The following is a 25,449-nucleotide window of genomic DNA, read 5'->3' on the forward strand; positions in this document are numbered from 1 at the left end:
ATGCTTTGGACAGACTGCTTAAATCGCTTGCGACAAGAGCTCTCTGATAATGTCTTTGCCATGTGGATTCGTCCTTTGGTTGCAGATGAGACAGACGATACATTAAAGCTATATGCACCCAATCCCTATTGGACACGCTATATTCAAGAGCATCATCTGGAACTGATCACCATTTTGGCTGAGCAACTTTCTGAAGGGCGCATTCGTAAAGTTGAAATTTTGGTGGATTCTCGTCCGGGTGCGATTTTGTCAGCAGCTGAGCAGCCCGCTACAACCACTGCTGCTTTGGAGAGTACACCTGTCGTAATTCCAAGTGCTAGACCTAAAAAAGACAAAGAGTCAGAACTTGTTGCAACGAAAAGTGCGAAAAAGAAATTATTAAACCCACTGTTTACTTTTGCATTATTTGTGGAAGGGCGATCTAACCAAATGGCGGCAGAAACCTGTCGTAAAGTACTCACGCAACTTGGTGAATCCCAGCATAATCCGTTGTTTTTGTATGGACCTACCGGTTTGGGTAAAACCCATTTGATGCAAGCAGTGGGTAACGCTTTGTTGCAAGCAAAACCCAATGCACGTGTCATGTACATGACTGCTGAAAGTTTTGTTCAAGATTTTGTCAGCTCATTACAAAAAGGTAAAGTTGAAGAGTTTAAGAAAAATTGTCGCTCATTAGATTTGCTTTTAGTGGATGACATTCACTTATTGGCAGGTAAAGAAGCAAGTTTGGTTGAATTTTTCTATACTTTCAATGCCTTACTGGATGAATCAAAACAAATTATTTTGACTTCAGATCGTTACCCGAAAGAACTCACAGAGCTTGATCCTCGTTTAGTTTCACGTTTTTCTTGGGGGCTATCGGTTGGAGTTGAGCCACCAGATATTGAAACACGTATCGAAATTTTGCTGAAAAAAGCCGAAAGTAATGGTATTGATTTACCACGAAATTGTGCTTTATTTATCGCTCAACAAGTGGTTGCCAATGTGCGAGAGTTGGAGGGCGCTTTAAATAAAGTTGTGGCAATTTCACGTTTCAAAGGTTCAGCGATTGATCTGGATGTAGTGCGTGAGTCGTTAAAGGACGTACTTGCCATTCGTGCACGTACCATCAGTACTGAAAATATTCAGCGTGTGGTCAGTGAATATTTCCGTATTCCACTCAAAGAGTTGGTAGGACCAAAACGCACACGAATCTATGCACGTCCTCGCCAGTTGGCAATGGGCTTAGCACGTGAACTGACAGGGGATAGTTTTCCTGAGATCGGGATGGCATTTGGTGGGCGTGACCATAGCACTGTGATGCATGCGTGTGAAAAAGTGCAAAGCTTGTGCAATGAAGACCCGATTTTTAATGAGGATTATAAAAACCTCATGCGCTTACTTCAAAGTTAATTTTTGATCAAACTCTGTTCTTGCAATGCGGTATAATCTACCGCATAGTACAGGGCTAAAAACTATATTATTATTTACCTATCTTCAATTTTAGAGTTTAGAGGAATTCCACCGTGCGTTTGAAAATCGCGAAAGAGAGCTTACTCAATGTTTTATCAAATGTGGTTGGCGCAGTTGAACGCCGCCATACTTTAAACATTCTTTCAAACGTTAAAATCCAAGCGACAGAGCAAGCTTTGACGATTACTGGTTCAGACTTGGAAGTGGAGTTGGTTGCAAGTACTACCCTTGCTGAAGGTGCTTGTATTCAAGCAGGGCAAACCACTGTGCCTGCACGTAAGCTCATGGATATTTGTAAATCTTTACCAACAGCAGCATTGATTGATTTACAAATTACAGAAGACCAGCGTTGTATCCTAAAATCTGGCAATAGTCGCTTTGTGTTAGGTACTTTACCTGCGGAAGATTATCCATTATTGACCACTGAAAATAGTCAAGGTACCCAAGTTCAAGTGACTGAAAGAGAGTTAAAGCGCTTATTTGAAAAAACTGCTTTTGCAATGGCAGTACAAGATGTGCGTTTTTATTTAACCGGTACCTTGCTGGAAATTGATCAAAATCAATTACGTGCAGTGACTACAGATGGTCACCGTTTAGCAATGTGTGAAACATTGGCTGAATCGACTGCAACGCAATTGGTACAAGCGATTGTGCCACGTAAAGCAGTTGCTGAATTACAGCGTTTACTCAGTATTGAAGACGACCAATTGACTTTATTAATTGGGCGTGAATTGTTAAATGTCACCATCCAAGCACCAAGCCGTGACAAAGAGCAAGGTGATATTACTGTACGTTTCACTACAAAATTAATCGATGGTAAATTCCCTGATTATCGCCGTGTGATTCCGCGTGGTGGCGATAAAAATGTGTTGATTGCACATGATGTATTTAAACAATCTTTACAGCGTGTAGCGATTTTAAGTAATGAGAAATTACGTGGGGTGTTCTTAAATTTCAACGCTGATTCTTTGCAATTACGTGCCAATAACCCAGAGCAAGATGAAGCAGTTGAAGATTTAGCGATCCAATACAGCAATACACCGATGGAAATGTCATTTAATGCGCAATACATTTTAGAAGTATTGGGTGTGTTAGATGGTGATGATGTGTCGATGACCATGACTGAAGCAAATCAGTCCGTATTGGTACAAGATCCAACGCAAGACAATCAAATTTATGTTGTGATGCCAATGCGTGTCTAATTTAACGTATAACGTTCGATATTATGCATATTACACGGCTTAATATACAGCGTGTTCGAAATCTAAAAACGGTTGCACTCCATGAGTTGCAGCCGTTTAATGTCTTTTATGGTAAAAATGGTTCAGGTAAAACTTCTATTTTAGAGGCGATTCATTTATTGGCGACAGGGCGTTCGTTTCGAACACATATGCCAAAACACTACATCCAAAATGAAACTGCTGATGCCTTGGTTTTTGCACAATCTTCAACTGAAAAGATTGGGATGCAGAAATTACTCAGTGGTGAGCAAGTGATTAAGGTCAATGGTGACTCGGTTGCGACCCAAGGACAGCTAGCGAAAATTTTACCTTTGCAGCTTATTGATCCCTTGAGTACCGATATCATTGATCATGGGGCAAAACCTAGACGACAATTGCTAGATTGGCTCATGTTTCACGTGGAACCCGATTTTTATCATGCATGGCAATATTATTCACGTGCATTGAAGCAACGCAATAGTTTACTAAAAACCCAGCGTAATCTCAGCTTAAATGATTTAGAACCCTGGAATAAAATGTTGAGTGAGTACGGGGAAATTTTACATTCACAACGCATAGAAATCGTTGAACAGTGGAAAACTTATTTGGCTGCGGATTTGGCGATGTTATTACCAAATTTACGTATTGAAATGGACTATAGTGCAGGGTTCCATGTGGAACATGGTTTGGCTCAGGATTTGATTCAATACCATCAAAAAGACATCGAGCGGCGCTATACCGAGTACGGTCCACATCGGGCAGACTTGCGTTTAAAAACCCTAACAGGGGATGCGGATGTAGTACTTTCCAGAGGACAGAAGAAGTTACTCATTATGGCATTAAAACTGTCACAAATTGCCATGTTACATGCCTGTAATAAGGAAACTGTGGTATTATTAGATGATGTGACAGCAGAATTAGATTTAACTGCACAACAGCGTTTAATTGAACGATTAAGCCAACTTGGAAGTCAGGTTTTTTTGACGACTTTGGATCAAGATTCAGTAAAAAAACATTTACATGATTTGTCTATTTCCTACCAATTATTCAGTGTTGATAACGGTCAAGTTCAACGTGTTGTGCCATGATTTTTTATTTTACGCTAATTCATTTAGACCTATTTTTCACTAGGGAGAAACCATGAGTTCAGAAGATCAAATCGCTTCTCAAACAGATCCAACCACTGACAAGGCTTATGATTCCTCTAGTATCAAAGTATTACGTGGTCTAGACGCAGTCCGTAAGCGTCCCGGAATGTATATTGGTGATACAGATGATGGTTCAGGCTTGCACCATATGGTGTTTGAGGTCGTCGATAACGCCATTGATGAGGCGTTAGCAGGTCACTGTGATGAAATTGTCGTGACTATTCATGAAGATGAATCCGTCAGTGTGTCAGACAATGGACGTGGTATTCCTACAGATATTCACCCTGAAGAAGGGGTGTCTGCGGCAGAAGTGATTTTAACCATTCTGCATGCAGGCGGTAAGTTTGATGATAACAGTTATAAAGTGTCGGGCGGTTTGCATGGTGTGGGTGTATCAGTAGTCAATGCTTTATCGAGCAAATTAGAACTGACCATTCAACGTGCAGGACATATTCACCAACAAGAATATAAACATGGTGATCCCGTTTATCCGTTAAAAATTATTGGTGATACAGAGCTGACAGGAACCACTGTACGTTTTTGGCCAAGTGCAGAAACATTCAGCCAAACGATTTTTAATGTTGATATTTTAGCGCGTCGTTTGCGTGAACTTTCATTCTTAAATGCCGGTGTGCGTATCATTTTACGTGATGAGCGTATCCATGCTGAGCATATTTTTGATTTTGAAGGTGGTTTGTCGGAGTTTGTAAAATATATTAACCAAGGTAAAACCCATCTCAATGATATTTTCCATTTCACGTCACAAATCGCTGAATCGGGGATTACGGTTGAAGTCGCTTTACAGTGGAATGACACCTATCAAGAAAATGTGCGTTGTTTTACCAATAATATTCCACAAAAAGATGGTGGTACACATTTGGCAGGTTTCCGTGCAGCATTAACACGGGGATTAAACCAATATCTTGAAAGCGAAAATATTCTTAAGAAAGAAAAGGTTGCAGTCACAGGTGATGATGCACGTGAAGGCTTAACTGCAATTGTATCTGTGAAAGTACCTGATCCAAAATTCTCATCTCAAACCAAAGAAAAATTGGTGTCGAGTGAAGTAAAACCTGCTGTTGAGCAGGCGATGAATAAATCATTTTCTGAATATTTATTGGAAAACCCACAAGCGGCTAAATCGATTGCCGGCAAAATCATTGATGCAGCGCGTGCCCGTGACGCAGCGCGTAAAGCACGTGAAATGACACGTCGTAAAAGTGCTTTAGATATTGCAGGTTTACCGGGTAAATTGGCAGATTGCCAAGAGAAAGATCCAGCATTATCTGAACTTTACTTAGTCGAGGGTGACTCTGCAGGCGGTTCTGCAAAACAAGGTCGTAACCGTAAGATGCAGGCGATTTTACCGTTGAAAGGTAAAATCTTAAATGTGGAACGTGCTCGTTTTGACAAGATGATTTCTTCGCAAGAAGTTGGTACTTTGATCACCGCATTAGGTTGTGGGATTGGGCGTGAAGAATACAATCCTGATAAATTGCGTTATCACAAAATCATTATCATGACCGATGCGGATGTAGATGGTTCACATATTCGTACATTGTTATTGACATTCTTCTTCCGTCAAATGCCTGAGCTTGTGGAACGTGGTCATATTTATATTGCACAACCACCATTGTACAAGTTGAAAAAAGGTAAACAGGAACAGTACATCAAAGACAATGAGGCATTGGAAACTTTCCTCATTTCAAATGCGATTGATGAATTAGAGTTGCATATTAGTGCAGAAGCACCTGCGATTCGTGGTGAAGCGTTGGCAAATGTGATTGCGGATTATCAAACTTCTCAAAAGAGTTTGCAGCGTTTGACTGTACGTTATCCTGCAACTTTATTGGATGGTTTATTGGGCTTAGATGCATTTAAGCTTGATCAAAATCATGATCAAAATTATGTGAAAGAATGGGCGGAAAAATTACGTGTAGCGATTGCAACTGCACAACCAAGTTTACGTCCAGAATTCAGCCTTGAAAGTTTTGATCGTGAAGATCCAGAAGGTATTCGCTCAACGGTTTATTTTCCACGCATGACCATTTATGTGCATAATTTGCCACATCATTATTTACTTGATGCTGGTTTATTAGGTTCAGGTGAATATATTCGTTTGCTGAAAAACTCGAAAAGTTGGTTTACCTTGCTTGAAGATGGTGCTTATTTACAAAAAGGTGAGCGCAAAATTAATGTATCCAACTTCCACCAAGTTTGGCAGCATATTCTTTCTGATTCACGCCGCGGCATGATGATCCAACGCTATAAAGGTTTGGGTGAAATGAATGCGGAGCAGCTTTGGGAAACTACGATGGATCCTGAAAACCGTAACATGCTGCAAGTGACTGTAGATGATGCAATCGAAGCAGATCGTATGTTTGCATGCTTAATGGGGGATGATGTTGAACCTCGCCGTGCGTTTATTGAAGAAAATGCTTTAAATGCAGATATTGATGCTTAATTAATTTTCTTTTATTTAATTTATCCCTTTGAATATTCACTGATTCAGAGGGATTTTTTTATCTTTTGTATCCGTCTTTAGAATCTTTGTATATTCATGATTTTTTTATAAAAATGACTTATTTTTATGTCACTATTATTTTTTAGATAATCGTATATAAAACAAGAGGCTAGAATTATGGATAATCGGTTGGAGTATACCCGTGATATTTGGGTGAATGCTTTTTTTACAGGCAATTATGAAGTCTTAGCGCAGTACGAAGATCAGCATTTTAAGGTGATCTACGAGCAAGAAGGGCGTGTAGAAAGTAATTTTACCCGTTATGAAAAGATCGCACATGCGGTTAAAAATGGTGTGTGGAAACCTCAAAAACCGAATGTCCAAAGTGAAGATTATGAGTTTAATCGTGATCAAACCGCATGTTTAGTACAAATTTTCCTAGAAAATGAAAGTACAGTTATTCAGGAAAAATGGATCTTTCAAGAAGATTGGAAAATCACCGAGTTAAGATTTTGTGAAATGGAAAATAGTGCCAGATTATGATGTTGAGCAAGTTAAAAAAGCACCTTAAATGTAATTTTTAAGGTGCTTTTTTCTTATAAATAAGACGTAAAACCAAGAGTAAATTGATTTAAAAATAATCAAAAAATCTTAAATAAACTGTGGATAACTTTAAAATATCTAGTTAAAATAGCCAAAATTAAACAAAATTATTGAGCAAAAAAATAAAAAATGAACTTTCTTATCTGAAATTATATCTATTTATGGTAAATCTTCAGCAGTGAAAATGAATTCAAAAACATAGGGTGTGGTGTGTTGATAAATTAAATGAATTTAAAATTAGATACAGTAGTGTTATAATTTATTAATATGTTTTAGCGATAAGTGGGTTTTATCTTATATTGGTATTTTAAATATGTTCCACGGTTTTAGGTTTAAATCATAACTAAAATTTATATGTTAATTTTTATTGTTTAGGTTGGATTTATAGTACTGAAATAGATAGAAAATAAATTTTTTTTTAGGATAATTAATTATTAGATGGGGAAAATAAAAAGAGAAAGAAGTTTTAAACTGCTTTCTCTAGATAAAAGATGATTTATAAAGGATTAGTCATTAAAAGTGCTTTCCAGTTCTTCAAGCTCCATCATGAGTTCAAGCATTTGTTCTTCTGCTTGCTCAAGTTTATTTTTTAATTCAGTCTGTTCATTCATCAGTTGAAGTAAATCATCTTTACGACTGGCATCATATAGCGCTGTATCTGCAAGAGATACTTCGATGTCTGCTAAACGCGGTTGAATTTTACCGATTTGGGCTTCTATTTTTTCGATATTTTTACGAATAGGACGGGTTTGTTCTCGGCGTTGAGCTGCTAATTTGCGTTGAGCTTCTTTATCGATTTTGGATACTTGAGGCTTTGCTTCAACTTGCGATTTCAAAGGAGCAGCGGTTTGCTGACCATTTTTCATCATCTCAGCACGTGCTTGACGTAACCATTGGGCATAATCTTGCAAGTCACCATCAAATTCTTTGCTTTGCCCATTGTGTACCAAAATCAACTCATCACAAACAGAGGCGATTAATTGACGTTCATGTGAGACTAATACCACAGCACCTTCAAAATCTTGTAATGCCATGGTTAAAGCATGACGCATATCTAAATCTAAATGGTTAGTAGGCTCATCTAAGATCAGCACATTGGGTCTTAACCAAACAATGAGTGCCAAAGCTAAACGCGCACGTTCCCCCCCTGAGAAACTTTCACTCGGTGTATCCATGCGTTCACCACTAAAACCAAAACTCCCTAGGAATGAACGTAAAGTTGCTTCACTGATTTTAGGATCAGCAATACGTGCCAATTGCAGCATTGGGCTAGCATTGCCATCGAGTGCATCCATTTGATGCTGTGCAAAATAGCCAATATTCAATAATTCTGACGGTTTGCGGATCCCTTGGATTAAAGTCAAATCACCAACTAGAGATTTAATTAAAGTTGATTTACCTGCACCATTCATTCCCAACAAACCAATACGGCTGCTTGGTGTGATTTGTAAATTTACATTGGTCACAATCAGTTTTTCACCGTAACCAATATCAGCATGTTCCAATGTCAACAAAGGTGAGCTCATTTTACTTGGCTCACGGAAACTAAAGGTAAAGGGTGTATCTACATGCGCAGGTGCAAGTTCTTGCATACGCTCAAGTTGTTTGATTCGGCTTTGTGCTTGACGAGCTTTAGTGGCTTTGGCTTTAAAACGATCAATAAATTTCTGTAAATGTGCTTTGGCTTCTTCTTGTTTTTCAAATGCTTGTTGTTGTTGTGCTAAGCGTTCTGCACGTGTAATTTCAAAAGTTGAATAATTCCCTGTATATAATGTTAATTCTTGATTTTCAATATGTAGAATATGATCAGTAATTGCATCTAAAAAATCACGGTCATGCGAAATCAGAATGAGTGTACCTTCATAGGCTTTTAACCAATCCTCTAACCATAAAATAGCATCTAAATCTAAATGGTTGGTTGGTTCATCGAGTAATAGCAAATCTGAACGACTCATCAGCGTACGTGCGAGATTGAGGCGCATGCGCCAGCCACCTGAAAAACTCGATACCAAAAGTTCAGATTGATGTTCAAAAAAGCCTAAACCTGCCATCAGTTGCGATGCTTTGGAGGGAGCAGAATAGCCGTGAATTTCATCAAAACGGCTATATAAATGTGCTAAATCAGTATCGCTTAAATTTTGAGGATCATTGAGTTGGTGTTGGATTTGCCAATATTCTTCATCACCAGACAGAACAAAATCAATGGCTTTCATGTCTAAGGCCTTGATTTCTTGTGCCATATGTGCCACAGTCCAAACATTTGGACGAGTGAGGCTACCGCTATCAGACTCGATTCCACCTAACAATGCTGAAAATAAAGTGGATTTGCCTGCACCATTCACTCCAGTTAAACCAATTTTCCAACCTGGATGAAGTTGCATGGATGCTTTTTGAAATAAAACACGTCCACCGCGGCGTAAAGAAAGTTGTTCTAACTGGATCATGAATAAAAACTATACTGGGAATTAGGTGTGCTATTTTAATAGATAAATCAGTTTGTACCAAAGTAATAAAAATATTTACTTGATGTTGAATAGTAAAATGAGAAAGGACATTGCTGCGTTTTATCTATAAGTTTTAGATAAATATACATAAATATGCTTATTTGTGATACAAGTCTTAATTAAAACGGAATGAAAATTTAAAAAAGGAGAAATCATCTGTGTTGAATATAAAAATATTAAGTGCGAGTGCATTACTTTCTGGTGTGTTAATGAGCTCAACATTTGCACAAGCAAAACAAACAGTATGCGTGTTTGACGTACAAGGGCGTTCAGGTGATATTTTTAAAGGAATGGAAGAGTGGGCTTTAGCATCACAGAAAGTGAATGCTGACATTAAACTCATTCCGTATCCTAAAGAAGAAGATGCCGATGCTGCATTTAAAGCAGGTAAATGTGATGGTGTTTATCTAACATCATTGAGAGCACGATATTATAATAAATTTGCGGGTTCTATTGATGCTTTAGGTGCTGTACCCAACATTAGCATCGCTGAAAAAGCCATTCGCTATGCCTTAGATAAAAGAAATGCTAGACGTATGTTGTCTAAGGTGAATGGCGAGAGTTTTGAAGTTGCTGGAATTGATCAAATAGGAACTGCTTATTTATTTGTAAAATATAATCAAATTAAAAATCCACAAGACCCTATCAAAGATTTGGAAGGGCAGAAGTTTTCGTTTTTGGGCTATGATGTTGCACAAAGATATATGTTAAGAAAAATTAAAGCGATACCAGTATCCTCAGAAATTTCTAATTTGGTTTCCAAATTTAATAATAATCAAGTGGATATGACAGCTGCACCTGCTTATTTATATAAACCATTTGAAATGCATAAAGGTTTAGGGGCGAAGGGTGCTGTGGTGGTATTTCCTGTGGTAAATGTAACCATGCTCATGGTTGTGCGCCCAGATAAGTTCCCTCAAAACTTTGGTGTAAATTCAAGAGAAATTTTCATCAAAAATCTACCGAGAACATTACAGTATGTGAACAGGACAGAGCGGGACATCCCTGCGAAATACAAACTCAACTTGACCAAAGAGCAAACTATTAAATATCAAATGGTGATACGAGAAGCTCGCATAGAGCTTACGAAACAAGGCGTTTATGATCAGCAAATGATGTCGGTATTAAAAAGAGCAAGATGTACAATTGACCGTACAAACTTTGAATGTTCTTTAATGGATGAATAAGAGAAGTGGATTAAAAACTTATATAAATATAAAAGTGATAAAGTTTATTTTTTAACTACATCATATCAAAATAGCGACCTAAAATTAAGGTCGCTATTTCATGCTATAAATACGTTCTAGTCAGTAAATGTCACTTTTGCAATGGCTTTTTTACTTGCTTGAATGATTAAAGTTACATTTTCTTTGACCATGTAACTCCCATCAACCACTTCCCAATCGACTTTCACGGCTCCACGTGAAACAGCATCTTTCGATTGCGCTGAGTTTTTGGTTAAACCTGCTGCACGCAGAATTGAAATAATCGAAACTTCACCGCCAAATTCAGCACGAGAAATCGTAATTTCAGGTGTGCCTTCAGGAAGCTCACCTTCAGTAATTAAATTCCCTGCGCCTTTATGTGCATGTTCAGCTGCTTCCGCACCATGGAAACGCTCAACCAATTCAAGTGCAAGAATTTTCTTCACTTCTTGAGGGTTGCGACCATCTTCGATTTCTTTCAGTAAAACCGCAATTTCATCTAATGATTTAAAGCTCAAAAGATCAAAATAACGCTCAATTAAGCTGTCTGGCATAGACAACACTTTTTGATACATCGTTCCTGGTGCATCAAATACACCGATATAGTTGCCCAAAGATTTAGACATTTTATTGACGCCATCTAAACCTTCAAGAATCGGTACAGTGATACACACTTGCGACTCTTGACCATAACGACCTTGCAAAGTACGCCCCATCAGCAAGTTAAAGGTTTGGTCTGTGCCGCCCATTTCGACGTCAGCTTCAAGTGCAATCGAGTCATAGCCTTGAACCAATGGATATAAAAACTCATGAATTGCAATGGGTTGCTGACTGTTATAGCGCTTGGTGAAATCATCACGTTCTAACATACGTGCAACAGTTTGTTGAGATGCAAGCTGAATTAAGTCTGCCGCAGTACGTTGATTAAACCATTCTGAGTTAAAACGCACTTTGGTTTTATTTGGATCAAGAATTTTAAACACTTGTTCTTGATAAGTTTTTGCATTGGCTTCAACTTGTTCACGTGACAAAGGTGGGCGAGTTGCACTTTTACCTGATGGATCACCGATCATTGCAGTATAGTCACCAATCAAGAATGTCACTTCATGACCTAGATCTTGGAAGGTTTTTAATTTATTGATCAATACCGTATGACCAAAATGCAAATCGGGTGCAGTTGGATCAAAGCCTGCCTTAATCTTTAAGGGACGATTTTCCTTGAGTTTCTTTAAAAGATCCTCTTCAGAAATAATTTCGTGGGTGCCTCGTTGAATGAGGGCAAGTTGTTCTTCCGCGGGTAGGAAATTAGACATCACAAAATCCAATACATCAGTTATTTCATTTGTGCGATATACTAACATTTTTTCAGCAAAATGCAGGCGAAGAATATCTCATGACAACAATCTATATTGGCGTAATGACTGGAACCAGCATGGACGGCGTCGATTTTGTTGCCGCTTCATTTGATCCTTTACAGATTCATGCCACTTTGACGATGCCTTTTGATCCCGATTTACGGGATGAATTAATGGCATTGACTTTACCAAGTGACAATGAAATTGATCGAATGGGCAAAGCAGATGTTGCGCTTGCAAGCATGATTGGAAATGCCATCAACCAACTGATTGCAGAAAATAATTTAGATAAATCACAAATCAAAGCCATTGGCTCACATGGGCAAACCATTCGTCACCGTCCGGAACATGGTTTTACTCTGCAAATCGGTGATCCAAATATCATCACTGAAATCACGCAAATTCCTGTAATTTCAGATTTTCGCCGTCGAGATATGGCAGCAGGTGGACAAGGTGCACCATTGGTTCCTGCATTTCATCAAGCCTTATTTCAACATCCAACCATTCATCGTGTGATTTTAAATTTGGGGGGGATTGCGAATGTCAGTTTATTGCCTGCTGGCAATCCAGAAGGTGTTTATGGCTTTGACACAGGACCTGCCAATATTTTGATGGATGCTTGGTGTCATCGTTATACAGGGCAGCCTTATGATGAAAATGGCAATTGGGCAGCCTATGGACAACCGATTCGTAGTTTGTTGGATCGCTTACAAGCACATGATTTCTTTTCAAAAGAACCACCTAAAAGTACGGGGCGTGAAGACTTCAATTTAGAATGGTTAGATGAACAGATTTCAGATTGGCGTAATGACATTGAATATAATGAGTTGGAAGATACACCTGAAAATATCCAAGCAACTTTGATGAAGCTGACTACTCGTGCGATTAAAAAAGCGATTTACCGTTCGCCTTTAGATACAGGTGAAGTCTATGTTTGTGGGGGAGGAGCATATAACTCGCATTTGTTAGAACAGTTGCGCTGGCGTTTGCGTAAACATAACTGGTCTGTGCAAACTTCATCTGCTTTGGGACTTTCTCCTACCTGGGTGGAAGCAACAGCTTTTGCATGGCTAGCGATGCGCTTTGATCATCAACTCAGTGCTAATTTACCCGCTGTCACAGGTGCAAGTGGTTATCGTATTTTAGGTACGATCACGGCAGTATGATTTTTTAAATCTTATCCTCAAGGTCAATGTTGTTGAACAATTTTGACCTTTGCTTTGCTGTTAGTGTGTTAAAAGTAATATTTATCGCCAAATAAGAAGTAAAAAATGGATATTTCAAAACAACGCATCACATCATTTCAACGAGAAAATCTAAGTTTTGATGTGATTGATACAGGAACATTAGATGGACAAATTTTCGTGTTATTACACGGTTTCCCTGAAACCAATAAAAGTTGGCAGGAAACTTCTGAAATTTTAAATCAGGCAGGTTATCGGACTTTAGCAGTCAATCAACGTGGTTATAGTTTGGGCGCACAACCTCAAAAACGCTGTGATTATCGTGGCTCAGCTTTGCTTGAAGATATCAATACTTTACTTGATCTGATCGGACAGCCTGTTTATTTAGTTGGGCATGATTGGGGCGCAGTGGTGGCTTGGGATGTGGCACAGCATTATCCAAAGAAAATCAAGCATCTGATTACCGTTTCAGTACCGCATAAAGCAGCATTTATGCAAGCAATGTTGAAAAGTAATCAATTATTCAAATCCTATTATATGGGCTTATTTCAACTCCCTAAAATTCCTGAATTACTGTTTGAAAAATTTCCAAAAATAGGATTAGGATTGCTCAAAAACTCAGGAATGACACAGCAGCAATTGGATAATTTTAAAAAAGAAATGGTAGATGAAAAAAGATTAACTTTTGCATTAAATTGGTATCGCGGTTTGCCGTTTAGCTCTAATCGAAATTTACTAAAACCGATCACTGTACCCACTTTATTTATTTGGGGGAAACATGACAGTGCTGTTGGGGCAAAAAGCGTGGCGTTGAATCACCGATTTGTCAAAGCACCCTATAAAGAAATTATTATGGATGCAACGCATTGGATTCCTGTACAAAATGCCAAAGAACTCAGCGCATACATTTTAGAAGCTGTAGCTTAAACTGTTGTATAAATTAAAATGCCCTCAAATCTGAGGGCATGATAAAAATATGTTCTGATCTTAGATCGAGAATGAAGAACCACAACCGCAAGTGGTTGTCGCATTTGGATTATCTACAATAAAGCGAGAACCTTCCAAACCTTCGATATAGTCGACCTTTGAACCTACTAAATATTGATAGCTAAGAGAGTCCACCAATACTTTGACATCACCATTACTAAATTCAGCATCGTCGTCATTCATGCTTTCTGCGAAATTAAAACCATAAGAAAATCCTGAGCAGCCACCACCTGTTACATATACACGTAACATAAGTTCTTGATTACCTTCACTATCACGAAGTTGACGAACTTTATTCGCTGCATTATCAGTTAGTTCAAGAGCTTGGGCATTCATGGGGGATATTCCTCAAACGAGTTTGAATAGTGTCTTTTTCAAATAAAAAGACCATATATAGTATACTCAATATATGGTCAGTCTGTGAACTTTAAAGTGAATTCTGAGTAATTTTGTTGGGTATTAACTCAAATTACTTGTAGTTTTCATCTTGTAAGGCACATTCAAAATTTTTAGGGTCATTCTTACAGCGGAATTGCCATAATAATTTCATCATTTGTTTATTATAAACTCCTTGCTTGGTCAAACTGATACGAGACTCACGCATCAGTTTTTGATAGCCAGGTTTGTCACCCGCAGGGACTTGCATCCAATATTTTGCAGGAATGTCAGCTTTCATTTTTCCAAGAATCGTAAAAGCGCGTGGCAGTTGTCCTTTTACCCAATCTCGTGACTTTTGTCCAAAACCTTCTGGAAATTTATCTTTACGGATAATTAAGTTACCTGTGACTTGTAAAATTGGATAATTTACAATTGCGCCTTTGCTACCTAACCCTTTATGTAATTCTAAAGGTTTAAATACCGCAGCAGGTGCACCAATAATATCGACTTGTCCATTATTGAATTTTGCACCAAAGTTAGTGACATCTGCGCTCACTGCTTGCGCACCGATTTGTTGAACCATGATTTTTTGTGCTTGGTCATAGTCGAGCACTGCTATTTTTTTACCAGCAGCTTTAGCAACCGTATTAATATTGCGGTCATTCACCATTAAAAAGGCATCACCCACAGGGATGACACCGACCACTTCATATTGTCCATTAGTCATATGTTTTGCAAAGTTTGGTGAGGTTAAACCCTGCATAATTTTTACTGCAAGATTTAGATCAGGAATAGCACCAATTGCATCTAAAGAACCTGTAAAATTGTTGAACTGACGACCACGCATACCTGTTACGCTGATACCGTCACATTTCCCAGCTTTGAAGTCTTCTGCGATCACGGCTTCATTTTGATTAACTTTGAGCTCTATGTCAGCGCCCCAAGATTTTGCAGCGAGTTGGTAATCTTTCATAAGATTAAAAACATCACCATTTTTACCGACTAAGTCAAATACACACATGACTTGTTTGGCTTGTACGGTAGAAACTGCAGCACATAAACTTGCAGCCACTAACAGGGTTTTGGAGTATTTCATTTTATTTTTCCATTCCATGATCAAATTATTTTTGTAATATGTACGGCCTAAGGAATTTTCTTGCTCAGGCAGATGGTATAAGATTAAGTGTTAATGATTTATGCAACAATGACTTAAATGACAAATTAAAAACAGAAAAAAACCCAGAACAAATTCTGGGTTTTTCGTTTTAAATCAACATTATTCGCCAGCTAAGCTACATTCAAAATTCGCTTTGTCGACAGAACAACGTGCTTTTTTAAGTACCGACATCATACTAGGATCGTAAACACCCATTTTAGTTAATTCTAAACGACCGTCACGCATCATTTTTTGATATTTTAATTTGTCATCGGCAGTTAAGTTGACTTTATACTTTGCAGGAATCGATGCTTCTAAACGATTGATCATTGCAAAGCTCTTCGGCAAGTTCTTCACAAAGTAATCACGTGATTTTTGACCAAAACCTGCAGGGAATTTTTCTGGGCGAATCAAGAAATCAGCTGTAATTTGCATTACAGGGAAGTTGAATACTGCACCATTTGAACCTAAACCTTTGTTTAACTCTAATGGTTTGTATGCATATGCTGGCGCACCAATCATATCCACTTGACCATTGTTAAATTTCGCAGCAAAGTTCGAAATATCAGAAATAACTGCTTGCGCACCGACACGTTGAACAATCACTTTTTGTGCTTGGTCATAACCTAAAACTGCGAATTTCTTACCTGCAGCTTTTTCAATTGAGTTGATATTTTTGTCACGAACAAAAATGAATGCCGAACCTAAAGGTGCCACACCTGCAACTTCGTATTTTTTACCGCCAAGGTTAGACACCATTTTGCTTGCATTACGCGCATCTAAAGCGAAAGTAATTGCTTTTTGCGCGATTGCATTACTTGGTACACCACCTAGAGAATCGATCGAGCCAACAAATTTGTTGTATTGACGAGCACGCATTGCAGTCATGAATACGCCATCACATTTACCAGCTTTAAAATCGTTATCTGCAACAGCTTCGTCTTGTTTCGGAATTAAAGTAACATCTGCACCCCAACCTTTTGCAGCTAATGCCCACTCTTGAGCCATTTGGAAAGATTCACCAGATTTACCTAATAAATCAAATACACAAACATTAATTGCAGCATTTGCAGCTGTTGTACTCAAACCTAAGATTGTAGCGGCAGCTAAAGCTATTTTTTTCATATTTTGGTCCTTGTCAATTATACATCCATAATTGGAGTTTCTTTTAACCGTCATATTAATCAACTTTTTTTAAAAAAAATAGAGCTTTTACTCCATTTTTTTGTATATTTTGAACCATTGCATTATTTTATTTTTCACGTTAAGAGATAATGAGGTATATATAGACAATTATATTTAAGATGCTGTATTTTAATCATATAATTTATTTTCATGATTGTTTTTTAGATAAATGTTAGTTTTTAATATTAAAAACTAAAATAAAATAATCGTAACATTTTGTTTTTGATTATATAAAAATCTATTTTTATTTCCATCCTCATCAGTCACCTGCCTGATCAGCTTGCGACTGATAGGGATTATTCAATCTTAAAAATATGAAAACTAAACATTATTCGTCTGTTAATGAACATTCAAAATTAGTGCGATCTACTGTACAACGTGCTCTTTTTAGTACGGACATCATGGTTGCATCGTAGACGCCACGTTGAGTTAATTCGATTCGTCCATCCCGTAATAATTTTTGATATCGGATTTGATCTTCTTTAGAAATGGTAAGTTTATATTTTGCAGGAATTTCTGCCTCTAAGCGTTGGATCATTTTAAAAGATTGCGGCAAACGTTTTGTTGACCAAGTACGAGACTTATTACCAAAACCTAGTGGAAATTTATCTGCTTTGATAATGACATTTGCCGTTACATGCAATACAGGATAAGTAAACATCGCGCCTTTTGTTCCTAAACCCTTATGTATTTCAAGTGGTTTAAATGCATATGCTGGTGAAGGTACAGCATCTACTTCGCCATTATTAAATCTATTTACAAAATTTGAGATATTAGAAGGAACCCCAACCGCATTAATCCGTTCAATAGCTGTTTTCTGAGCGATGTCATAGCTTAAATACGCCACTTTTTTACCTTTGGCTTTATCTATATTGTTCATTGCACGGTCACGTACAAAAATATAAGCTAAACCAATAGGACTAATTGCAACGAGTTCATATTTAACTCCATTTTTAACAGAGGTGAGTCTTTGTGCATTGCGTCGATCTAAAGCATAAACAATGGCTTTTTCGGCAATAGAGTAGCTTGGCACACTGCCTAAAGCATCTAATGATCCTCCAAACTTATTGTATTCACGTGAGCGCATTGTGGTCATGGCAACCGCGTCACATTTATCAGTTTTAAAATCATTATCTGCTTGTTCTTCTGATTTATATGCAATGAGGTTAATGTCTGCACCCCAATTTTTAGCAGCTAAGGCCCATTCTTCCATAATTTTATAGGATTCACCTGCTTTTCCCAGTAAATCAAATACGCAAACATTTTGTTTTGCTTGAGCTAAAGGTGATATGAATAGACCTAAACTACATATCAAAAATAATTTATTTTTCATTTTTATTTCCTTAATATTTTATCCATCTGAATTTACACATTTTTATCTGTTTTAGCATAGAGTAAGTAACTGATCAAATACTATGCGCTGAGCGGTCGTATTGAATCTAAGTTGCGAAAACGAAATGGAGATCAAAGAGGCTGATTAGCTTAAGTGCAAAGTTGTATTTGTTTTAAAAAATATTTTAATTAATTTTTAAAATACATGATTTTAACTGATATTTTTAAAATTAAAATTTTAAATAAATGTTCAAATTATATTCATAAAAGCTAAATATTTTCACGCCACAATGAGTTTATATACAAAATGATCTTAGAGTGCCTTATGCAATATTTAAATAAAAAAAGAGTTTTGGCTATTTTACCTTTATGCGTGATGTTTACCGCATGTAATGACGACAAAGATGTTGTAGTTGTTCAACCGCCTGTTGAAAATAAAAGCTTAGAATTAAATATTCTACATATCAATGATCATCATTCACATTTAGATGAAGACAAAGATGGTTTTGCCTTAAAAGCCAATGTGGGACATGGCGATGAAGATTTTAATGCAGGCAAAGGAGGTTTTGCGCGTGTTACTGCGATGATCAATCAGTTGGCAGCTGAAAAGAAAAATGTCTTTAAAATGCATGCAGGCGATGCGATTACAGGTGATTTATATTATAACCTAACCGATGGCAAGGCGGATGCTGATGCCATGAATACAGTATGTTTTGACACTTTTACCTTGGGTAATCACGAGTTCGATTCGACCGATGTTGGTTTGAAAAAATTTATAGACTTTTTAGATCAAGGCAATTGTAAGGAAAAAACTAAAATTTTATCTGCCAATGTGAGCTTTGGTGCATCTTCACCCTTATATAAAACTAATCGTATTCAAAAATCTCAAATCTTTGAAAAAGATGGAGTGAAGTTTGCGGTGATTGGTTTGACCATTGCAGGAAAAACCAAAAATTCATCACAACCTAACTCAGATACGACTTTCGCAGATGAGATTGTGACTGCACAAAAAGAAATTGATCAGTTAAAAGCGCAAGGCATTAAAAATATTATTTTACAAACGCATGTCGGTTATGACCTTGACCAGAAATTAGCGACTGCGTTGACTGATGTGGATGTGATTGTAGGGGGAGATTCACATACCTTACTTGGACCAAAAAGTTTAAAAAAATATAGTTTAAGTCCTGAAGGCGCTTATCCAACCCAACTTAAAAATAAAAATGGTGAGGCAGTTTGTGTTGCGCAAGCTTGGGAATATAGCAATATTGTCGGTGAGTTAAATGTGAAATTTGACAAAGATGGGAAAATTGCCAGCTGTACAGGGACACCACATCTACTTCTAGGCGAAGACATTAAACGTACCGCAGACATTAAAAAATATAATGCGGATTTAATGCAATTTAATGCGGGTAAAAGTCCAGCACAGCAAAAAATCTATAATCGTGATGAGATTCCCAATATCAGTGTGGCTGAAAAAGATCTTATTTTAAATCAAATTAAAGCAGATCAAGTGCCATTTAATTTTATTCAGCCTGATCCAAAAACGTTAAATGTGCTAAAACCGTATCAAACCCAAAAACAAAAGTTTGCAGAAGAAGTCGTTGGACAAGCGACAGATAATTTGTGTTCACGCCGTGTGCCAGGTACTCAACGTGATGTGGGACGTTCGACTTTGGGGGATGTGTGTAATAAAAACACCCATGTCGATCAACATGGTGGTGATATTCAACAGATCATTGCTGAAGCTTTCTTACAACAAGGTAAAGCGTTCTTTGGTGCAGATATTTCCATCCAAAATGGTGGGGGAGTACGTGAAGATGTTGCACAAGGCAATGTCACCGTGGGTAAGATTTATAGTGTATTACCATTTAAAAATACCTTGGTTGAACTGCATCTAACGGGTGCAGAAGTCAAAGCCACTTTAGAAGATGCGATCGACAGTGTAATTGCCAATAATACAGGCAGCTATCCATATACGGGCGGTTTACGTTGGAATGTTGATTTTAGCAAAAATAAAGGTCAGCGTTTAACCCAGCTTCAAGTCCGCAATCAAGATGGTAAATATGATGCTTTAGATTTAAATAAAACCTATAAAATCGTGACGATTGATTTCTTGGCAAATGGTAAAGACGGTTATACGACTTTAAGTAGTATTACTGGGGATCGTCGTTCCAATGTCGGTTTGGATTATGCCGAAGCCTTTTTAAAGTATACGCAAGGCTTGGCGGGACAAATAGGACAAAAGAAAATTAATAAATTGCCAACAGAAGCATATAGTACTCAACAGTTTGTTGATGTTGCGAAAACGCAAACCCAATAAATTGAACCTTACAAAAATCCTGCCTAGCAGGATTTTTGTTTTTTATACAGAAAATAACTTGCAGTTTGAAAAATGCACAATTAGAATAACGCCCAAAATAAGCCGTGGTGGCTTAAAATCAATAATGAATCCAACTTTAAGCTTTACTTTTTATTGATCTTGTAGCGTTGCCTTTGACAAGATCACAATCTCCACCTTACTGGTTGCAGGATGACCATAATATCTTGATTTAACCCGCCTTTTCATTGATCCAAAAGCATGTCTATTTGGAATATTCGGGAGAAAAATCATGTTGTTTATTCAAGTAATCTATGCTGGTTTACGATAAAACCATATAAAACTAAATGCGCTAAATTGCGTGTAGAACTTAGAAACTTTGAAAGAATATAAATGTTTTCAGTACATTGTGTTGCCTAGAAAAATGCAATGTACTCACATTTGAAAATTGTTAGTGAACATATGAATACATATATTAATCAACCTTTTGCTGATGATATGCAACAAGGTGAAGTGGATAGTTTTTCTGAAATTCATCCACTGGCGAAGCTATGGGCTTTGCGTTTCTTGGTGGAGTTGGGCGGTGCAAAAGAATTTATTTGTGATAATTGTTTTAGTCATCAATGGATTGCAAAACAGTTAGGTTTTTCAGAAGGCTTATGTACAGATCAGTTTAATGAGCAATTGGCACATCAAGAGTTAAATCAACTCTATCAAAATATTGAGCAACAACATTTAAGACAACCATTTCAGCTCAGTGCTGAATTGCAATTTAATTTAAAGCTTTTACAGCAATTGCTAGATTTAAATGATGTTGAATGTTTGATATTGGCTTTTGTGGTGCTGTTAAATAGTGAACAATTACTTGATGATATTGCTGATACTATTGGTGAGTTAACAGCATCTAAAACTTTACGTGCTATGACTGTGGTGTTGAAAGTGCCTTATGACGACATTCGTCAAGCTTTGTCGGTGCAAGGGCGTTTGCATCGGAGTGGTTTGATCAGCATACAGCAGCATTACCGCAACTATTTACGTGGCAAATTAAGTCTGGTTTCTAACCAGTTGGTGGATAAATTATTGGTTCAAGCCAATGATGTCATGGATTTATTTGCTGGTACGATTAATAAAAGTGATGCTGCTGAACTGACATTACAGGATTATCCACATCTTGAAAAAGATTTAAGTTTGTTATTAGCGTACTTAAAACAAGTCAAAAATAACAAACAAAAAGGGGTTAATATTTTCCTATACGGCAGTTCTGGTACAGGAAAAACCCAGTTATGCAAAGTGATCGCTAAGCAACTTGCTGTACAACTGTTTGAAATCTCTTATGAGGATGAAGACGGAGATGCCATTTCTGCGACAGGACGTTTATGTGCCTATCGTGCGGCACAGTGTATTTTTGACAGTCAGTCGGCTTTATTGATGTTTGATGAAATCGAAGATGTTTTTAATGACACTGAAAATGGCATGGGCATGAAAAGCACTGCGCAAAGTCGTAAAGCTTGGGTCAACCGTATCTTAGAGCAGAATCGTACCCCCACGATTTGGGTTTCAAATTCCGATCAACTTGATCCTGCATTTATACGTCGTTTTGATCTGGTACTTGAAATCAAAGTACCTCCGAAAAAACAACGACTGCAATTTATTTCAAAACAATGTACTGATGACGTTGATCCACTGTATCAAGAAGCATTTGCCAATGTTGAGCAACTTTCGCCTGCGATTCTAAATCGTAGCTATAAAGTAGCAAAAATGGCGAAAATGCAAAATGAAACTTTGGCGGTACAAGCCAGTATGCGCAAACTTATTTCCAATACGCTGAAAGCACAAGGATTTCAGGCGGTAAAATTGCAAGACAGCAATGCTTTGCCTAAATTTTACGATCTAAATTACATCAATACCAAAGCTGATCTCCAACAGATTGCGAAAGGGATACAGCAACATGGTTTTGGTCGTTTGTGCTTATATGGTGCATCAGGTACGGGAAAAACCGCATTTGCACGTTGGTTGGCGGAATACTTGGATCAACCGCTTTTGGTAAAACGTGGTTCAGATTTGATCTCACCTTGGGTGGGACAAACCGAGCAGAACTTAGCAAAAGCGTTTAGTGATGCAGAGGAACAACAAGCGGTTTTATTGCTAGATGAGGTCGATGGTTTGTTACAAGATCGACGCCAAGCAACAAAATCTTGGGAAATTTCTCAAGTCAACGAGTTCTTGGTGCAGATGGAAAGCTTTAATGGCATTGTTGTAGCAACGACAAATCGCTTTGAAGAATTAGACCAAGCTGCTTTACGCCGTTTTGACTTTAAAATGCATTTTGATTTCTTAAATTATGCACAGCGTTTGACATTATTAGAAAATGTTTGCGAGCAACTTCATCTTGAAGTGAATGAAGCACAGGTGAAAAACCAGCTACATAGTTTAAATAAACTGAGCGCAGGCGATTTTGCAGTGATTATTCGTCAAGCATGTTTCAAACCCTTTGAACATGTCAATGCAGTTTTACAGCATTTAGAAGAAGAAATGTCTGTGAAATACAAAATATCAGGAAAAATGGGTTTCTAAGTTTTCTGAAAATGAGTTCAACAATAAAAAATCTCGCATTTGTGCGGGATTTTTTTATAAAAATGCTCAAAAAATAGGTGAAAAAAGCTCTTTTTGCGTGTTTTAGTCGAAATAATATCCACACGAGCAAAAAGCATTAAAAAAGGGGTTGCGTCTGTTTTGAAATACTGTAGAATGCACATCCATCGGCGGTGATGAAGATTAAAACTTCTGCTAAAACAGTGGCTTAGCATTAAGTGGTTAAGTTGGGTTTTAGGAAGAGGGGTTGAAAATAATTTTCATTACATGTTGACTTTCTACTTTAAGAGAGTAATATAGCCGACCTAGCTTGATGCTGACGAAGCATTAAGAAGATCATTAAGAGTATATGAAGAACAACTTGTGTGGATTTTTACTGATTGATTAATCGAAATATTATCATTGATTGATTGGTTTAAATTACTCGAAGTTTATTTGAGAGAATTTGTCAGTAATTGATGAGCCAGAATTGGTGTCTTATTCTATAATAAAGGCACAAATGATTTTAACTGAAGAGTTTGATCATGGCTCAGATTGAACGCTGGCGGCAGGCTTAACACATGCAAGTCGAGCGGGGTGAGTTACTTCGGTAACTGACCTAGCGGCGGACGGGTGAGTAATACTTAGGAATCTGCCTATTAGTGGGGGACAACGTTCCGAAAGGGACGCTAATACCGCATACGCCCTACGGGGGAAAGGAGGGGATCACTTGTGACCTTTCGCTAATAGATGAGCCTAAGTCGGATTAGCTAGTTGGTGGGGTAAAGGCCTACCAAGGCGACGATCTGTAGCGGGTCTGAGAGGATGATCCGCCACACTGGGACTGAGACACGGCCCAGACTCCTACGGGAGGCAGCAGTGGGGAATATTGGACAATGGGGGGAACCCTGATCCAGCCATGCCGCGTGTGTGAAGAAGGCCTTATGGTTGTAAAGCACTTTAAGCGAGGAGGAGGCTCCTATAGATAATACCTATAGAGAGTGGACGTTACTCGCAGAATAAGCACCGGCTAACTCTGTGCCAGCAGCCGCGGTAATACAGAGGGTGCGAGCGTTAATCGGATTTACTGGGCGTAAAGCGTACGTAGGCGGCTTTTTAAGTCGGATGTGAAATCCCCGAGCTTAACTTGGGAATTGCATTCGATACTGGGAAGCTAGAGTATGGGAGAGGATGGTAGAATTCCAGGTGTAGCGGTGAAATGCGTAGAGATCTGGAGGAATACCGATGGCGAAGGCAGCCATCTGGCCTAATACTGACGCTGAGGTACGAAAGCATGGGGAGCAAACAGGATTAGATACCCTGGTAGTCCATGCCGTAAACGATGTCTACTAGCCGTTGGGGCCTTTGAGGCTTTAGTGGCGCAGCTAACGCGATAAGTAGACCGCCTGGGGAGTACGGTCGCAAGACTAAAACTCAAATGAATTGACGGGGGCCCGCACAAGCGGTGGAGCATGTGGTTTAATTCGATGCAACGCGAAGAACCTTACCTGGTCTTGACATAGTAGAAACTTTCCAGAGATGGATTGGTGCCTTCGGGAATCTACATACAGGTGCTGCATGGCTGTCGTCAGCTCGTGTCGTGAGATGTTGGGTTAAGTCCCGCAACGAGCGCAACCCTTTTCCTTACTTGCCAGCATTTCGGATGGGAACTTTAAGGATACTGCCAGTGACAAACTGGAGGAAGGCGGGGACGACGTCAAGTCATCATGGCCCTTACGACCAGGGCTACACACGTGCTACAATGGTCGGTACAAAGGGTTGCTACCTAGCGATAGGATGCTAATCTCAAAAAGCCGATCGTAGTCCGGATTGGAGTCTGCAACTCGACTCCATGAAGTCGGAATCGCTAGTAATCGCGGATCAGAATGCCGCGGTGAATACGTTCCCGGGCCTTGTACACACCGCCCGTCACACCATGGGAGTTTATTGCACCAGAAGTAGGTAGTCTAACCGCAAGGAGGACGCTTACCACGGTGTGGTCGACGACTGGGGTGAAGTCGTAACAAGGTAGCCGTAGGGGAACCTGCGGCTGGATCACCTCCTTAACGAAAGATTGACGATTGGTAAGAATCCACAACAAGTTGTTCTTCATTGATGTATCTGAGGGTCTGTAGCTCAGTTGGTTAGAGCACACGCTTGATAAGCGTGGGGTCACAAGTTCAAGTCTTGTCAGACCCACCATTCTGACTAACAAAATATTTGAATGAGAGTTTAAGTATTGAATGCAGGAAATTAGATATATTGGTCTTAAGCTGGGGACTTAGCTTAGTTGGTAGAGCGCCTGCTTTGCACGCAGGAGGTCAGGAGTTCGACTCTCCTAGTCTCCACCAAGTACTTTCAAGAGTACGAGCTAAAATAGATTATAGA

At 38.4% G+C, this 25,449-nt stretch carries 16 protein-coding genes, 2 tRNA genes and 1 rRNA gene; 13 read left to right on the forward strand and 6 right to left on the reverse strand.

Translation table 11 applies throughout. From position 1 onward, the window contains the following. The 5 genes from dnaA (at position 1) to DJ533_RS02515 (ending at position 6,827) form a co-directional block, all read left to right on the forward strand. The gene (dnaA, locus tag DJ533_RS02495) at positions 1-1,392 is read left to right on the forward strand and encodes a chromosomal replication initiator protein DnaA (protein ID WP_065995210.1); all 1,392 of its coding nucleotides are present in this window, start codon (positions 1-3) and stop codon (positions 1,390-1,392) included. Positions 1,393-1,505: 113 nt separating this feature from the next. Then, the gene (gene dnaN / locus DJ533_RS02500) at positions 1,506-2,654 is read left to right on the forward strand and encodes a DNA polymerase III subunit beta (protein WP_065995211.1); all 1,149 of its coding nucleotides are present in this window, start codon (positions 1,506-1,508) and stop codon (positions 2,652-2,654) included. Positions 2,655-2,677: 23 nt separating this feature from the next. Beyond that, on the forward strand, positions 2,678-3,760 hold the full coding sequence (gene recF, locus DJ533_RS02505; protein WP_065995212.1) for a DNA replication/repair protein RecF: 1,083 nt from the start codon (positions 2,678-2,680) through the stop codon (positions 3,758-3,760). Between the two features lie 52 nt (positions 3,761-3,812). Next, positions 3,813-6,284 (forward strand): DNA topoisomerase (ATP-hydrolyzing) subunit B, encoded by a 2,472-nt coding sequence (gyrB, locus tag DJ533_RS02510; RefSeq protein WP_065995213.1) that lies wholly within the window; start codon positions 3,813-3,815, stop codon positions 6,282-6,284. A 177-nt stretch (positions 6,285-6,461) separates the two neighbouring features. After that, positions 6,462-6,827: a hypothetical protein gene (locus DJ533_RS02515; protein ID WP_065995214.1), complete on the forward strand. Its 366-nt coding sequence runs from the start codon at positions 6,462-6,464 to the stop codon at positions 6,825-6,827. A gap of 566 nt (positions 6,828-7,393) precedes the next feature. Here the strand turns inward: DJ533_RS02515 and DJ533_RS02520 are convergent. After that, positions 7,394-9,331: an ATP-binding cassette domain-containing protein gene (locus DJ533_RS02520; RefSeq protein ID WP_065995215.1), complete on the reverse strand. Its 1,938-nt coding sequence runs from the start codon at positions 9,329-9,331 to the stop codon at positions 7,394-7,396. Between the two features lie 221 nt (positions 9,332-9,552). Here DJ533_RS02520 and DJ533_RS02525 point away from each other — a divergent pair, with 221 nt between their 5' ends. Further along, positions 9,553-10,578, forward strand: coding sequence for a putative solute-binding protein (locus DJ533_RS02525; RefSeq protein ID WP_171488584.1), 1,026 nt, complete (start codon positions 9,553-9,555; stop codon positions 10,576-10,578). Positions 10,579-10,694: 116 nt separating this feature from the next. On the opposite strand, the gene tyrS is transcribed toward DJ533_RS02525, so the two are convergent. Then, complete coding sequence (gene tyrS, locus DJ533_RS02530) at positions 10,695-11,909, reverse strand: tyrosine--tRNA ligase (protein ID WP_065995226.1); 1,215 nt, start codon at positions 11,907-11,909, stop codon at positions 10,695-10,697. An 80-nt stretch (positions 11,910-11,989) separates the two neighbouring features. Here tyrS and DJ533_RS02535 point away from each other — a divergent pair, with 80 nt between their 5' ends. Together DJ533_RS02535 and DJ533_RS02540 are read left to right on the forward strand one after the other, a co-directional pair. Further along, entirely contained in the window at positions 11,990-13,117 is a 1,128-nt protein-coding gene (locus DJ533_RS02535) for an anhydro-N-acetylmuramic acid kinase (RefSeq protein WP_065995216.1), read from the forward strand. 105 nt (positions 13,118-13,222) lie between these two features. Further along, positions 13,223-14,062 (forward strand): alpha/beta fold hydrolase, encoded by an 840-nt coding sequence (locus DJ533_RS02540; RefSeq protein WP_065995217.1) that lies wholly within the window; start codon positions 13,223-13,225, stop codon positions 14,060-14,062. A gap of 60 nt (positions 14,063-14,122) precedes the next feature. Here DJ533_RS02540 and erpA read toward each other — a convergent pair whose 3' ends face one another. The 4 genes from erpA to DJ533_RS02560 all read right to left on the reverse strand — a co-directional run bounded on the left by erpA (position 14,123) and on the right by DJ533_RS02560 (position 18,174). After that, a complete protein-coding gene (erpA, locus tag DJ533_RS02545; RefSeq protein WP_065995218.1) occupies positions 14,123-14,458 on the reverse strand; it encodes an iron-sulfur cluster insertion protein ErpA in 336 nt (111 codons plus the stop codon). Positions 14,459-14,591: 133 nt separating this feature from the next. Continuing rightward, complete coding sequence (locus tag DJ533_RS02550; protein WP_065995219.1) at positions 14,592-15,596, reverse strand: putative solute-binding protein; 1,005 nt, start codon at positions 15,594-15,596, stop codon at positions 14,592-14,594. A 180-nt stretch (positions 15,597-15,776) separates the two neighbouring features. Then, positions 15,777-16,781 carry a putative solute-binding protein gene (locus DJ533_RS02555; RefSeq protein WP_065995220.1) on the reverse strand — a complete coding sequence of 335 codons (1,005 nt, stop codon included), beginning with the start codon at positions 16,779-16,781 and terminating at the stop codon, positions 15,777-15,779. A 388-nt stretch (positions 16,782-17,169) separates the two neighbouring features. Further along, positions 17,170-18,174, reverse strand: coding sequence for a putative solute-binding protein (locus DJ533_RS02560; protein WP_065995221.1), 1,005 nt, complete (start codon positions 18,172-18,174; stop codon positions 17,170-17,172). Between the two features lie 324 nt (positions 18,175-18,498). Between DJ533_RS02560 and DJ533_RS02565 the strand changes: the two genes are divergently transcribed. The 5 genes from DJ533_RS02565 to DJ533_RS02585 all read left to right on the forward strand — a co-directional run bounded on the left by DJ533_RS02565 (position 18,499) and on the right by DJ533_RS02585 (position 25,412). After that, a complete protein-coding gene (locus DJ533_RS02565) occupies positions 18,499-20,493 on the forward strand; it encodes a 5'-nucleotidase C-terminal domain-containing protein (protein ID WP_065995222.1) in 1,995 nt (664 codons plus the stop codon). 459 nt (positions 20,494-20,952) lie between these two features. Then, the gene (locus tag DJ533_RS02570) at positions 20,953-23,064 is read left to right on the forward strand and encodes an AAA family ATPase (RefSeq protein WP_065995227.1); all 2,112 of its coding nucleotides are present in this window, start codon (positions 20,953-20,955) and stop codon (positions 23,062-23,064) included. Positions 23,065-23,588: 524 nt separating this feature from the next. After that, positions 23,589-25,127, forward strand: a 16S ribosomal RNA gene (locus tag DJ533_RS02575). A 59-nt stretch (positions 25,128-25,186) separates the two neighbouring features. Continuing rightward, positions 25,187-25,263, forward strand: a tRNA-Ile gene (locus tag DJ533_RS02580). Between the two features lie 73 nt (positions 25,264-25,336). Then, positions 25,337-25,412 (forward strand) — tRNA-Ala (locus DJ533_RS02585). Positions 25,413-25,449: the final 37 nt, after the last annotated feature.

This window comes from Acinetobacter defluvii (assembly GCF_001704615.3).
Classification (GTDB): Bacteria; Pseudomonadota; Gammaproteobacteria; order Pseudomonadales; family Moraxellaceae; genus Acinetobacter; species Acinetobacter defluvii.

Excerpts from the sequence above, each read along its gene's own strand:
- dnaA (WP_065995210.1), top strand. The coding sequence starts at position 1 with ATGCTTTGGACAGACTGCTTAAATCGCTTGCGACAAGAGCTCTCTGAT.
- recF (WP_065995212.1), top strand. The coding sequence starts at position 2,678 with ATGCATATTACACGGCTTAATATACAGCGTGTTCGAAATCTAAAAACG.
- gyrB (WP_065995213.1), top strand. The coding sequence starts at position 3,813 with ATGAGTTCAGAAGATCAAATCGCTTCTCAAACAGATCCAACCACTGAC.
- DJ533_RS02515 (WP_065995214.1), top strand. The coding sequence starts at position 6,462 with ATGGATAATCGGTTGGAGTATACCCGTGATATTTGGGTGAATGCTTTT.
- DJ533_RS02520 (WP_065995215.1), bottom strand. The coding sequence starts at position 9,331 with ATGATCCAGTTAGAACAACTTTCTTTACGCCGCGGTGGACGTGTTTTA.
- tyrS (WP_065995226.1), bottom strand. The coding sequence starts at position 11,909 with ATGTCTAATTTCCTACCCGCGGAAGAACAACTTGCCCTCATTCAACGA.
- DJ533_RS02535 (WP_065995216.1), top strand. The coding sequence starts at position 11,990 with ATGACAACAATCTATATTGGCGTAATGACTGGAACCAGCATGGACGGC.
- DJ533_RS02540 (WP_065995217.1), top strand. The coding sequence starts at position 13,223 with ATGGATATTTCAAAACAACGCATCACATCATTTCAACGAGAAAATCTA.
- erpA (WP_065995218.1), bottom strand. The coding sequence starts at position 14,458 with ATGAATGCCCAAGCTCTTGAACTAACTGATAATGCAGCGAATAAAGTT.
- DJ533_RS02550 (WP_065995219.1), bottom strand. The coding sequence starts at position 15,596 with ATGAAATACTCCAAAACCCTGTTAGTGGCTGCAAGTTTATGTGCTGCA.
- DJ533_RS02555 (WP_065995220.1), bottom strand. The coding sequence starts at position 16,781 with ATGAAAAAAATAGCTTTAGCTGCCGCTACAATCTTAGGTTTGAGTACA.
- DJ533_RS02560 (WP_065995221.1), bottom strand. The coding sequence starts at position 18,174 with ATGAAAAATAAATTATTTTTGATATGTAGTTTAGGTCTATTCATATCA.
- DJ533_RS02565 (WP_065995222.1), top strand. The coding sequence starts at position 18,499 with ATGCAATATTTAAATAAAAAAAGAGTTTTGGCTATTTTACCTTTATGC.
- DJ533_RS02570 (WP_065995227.1), top strand. The coding sequence starts at position 20,953 with ATGAATACATATATTAATCAACCTTTTGCTGATGATATGCAACAAGGT.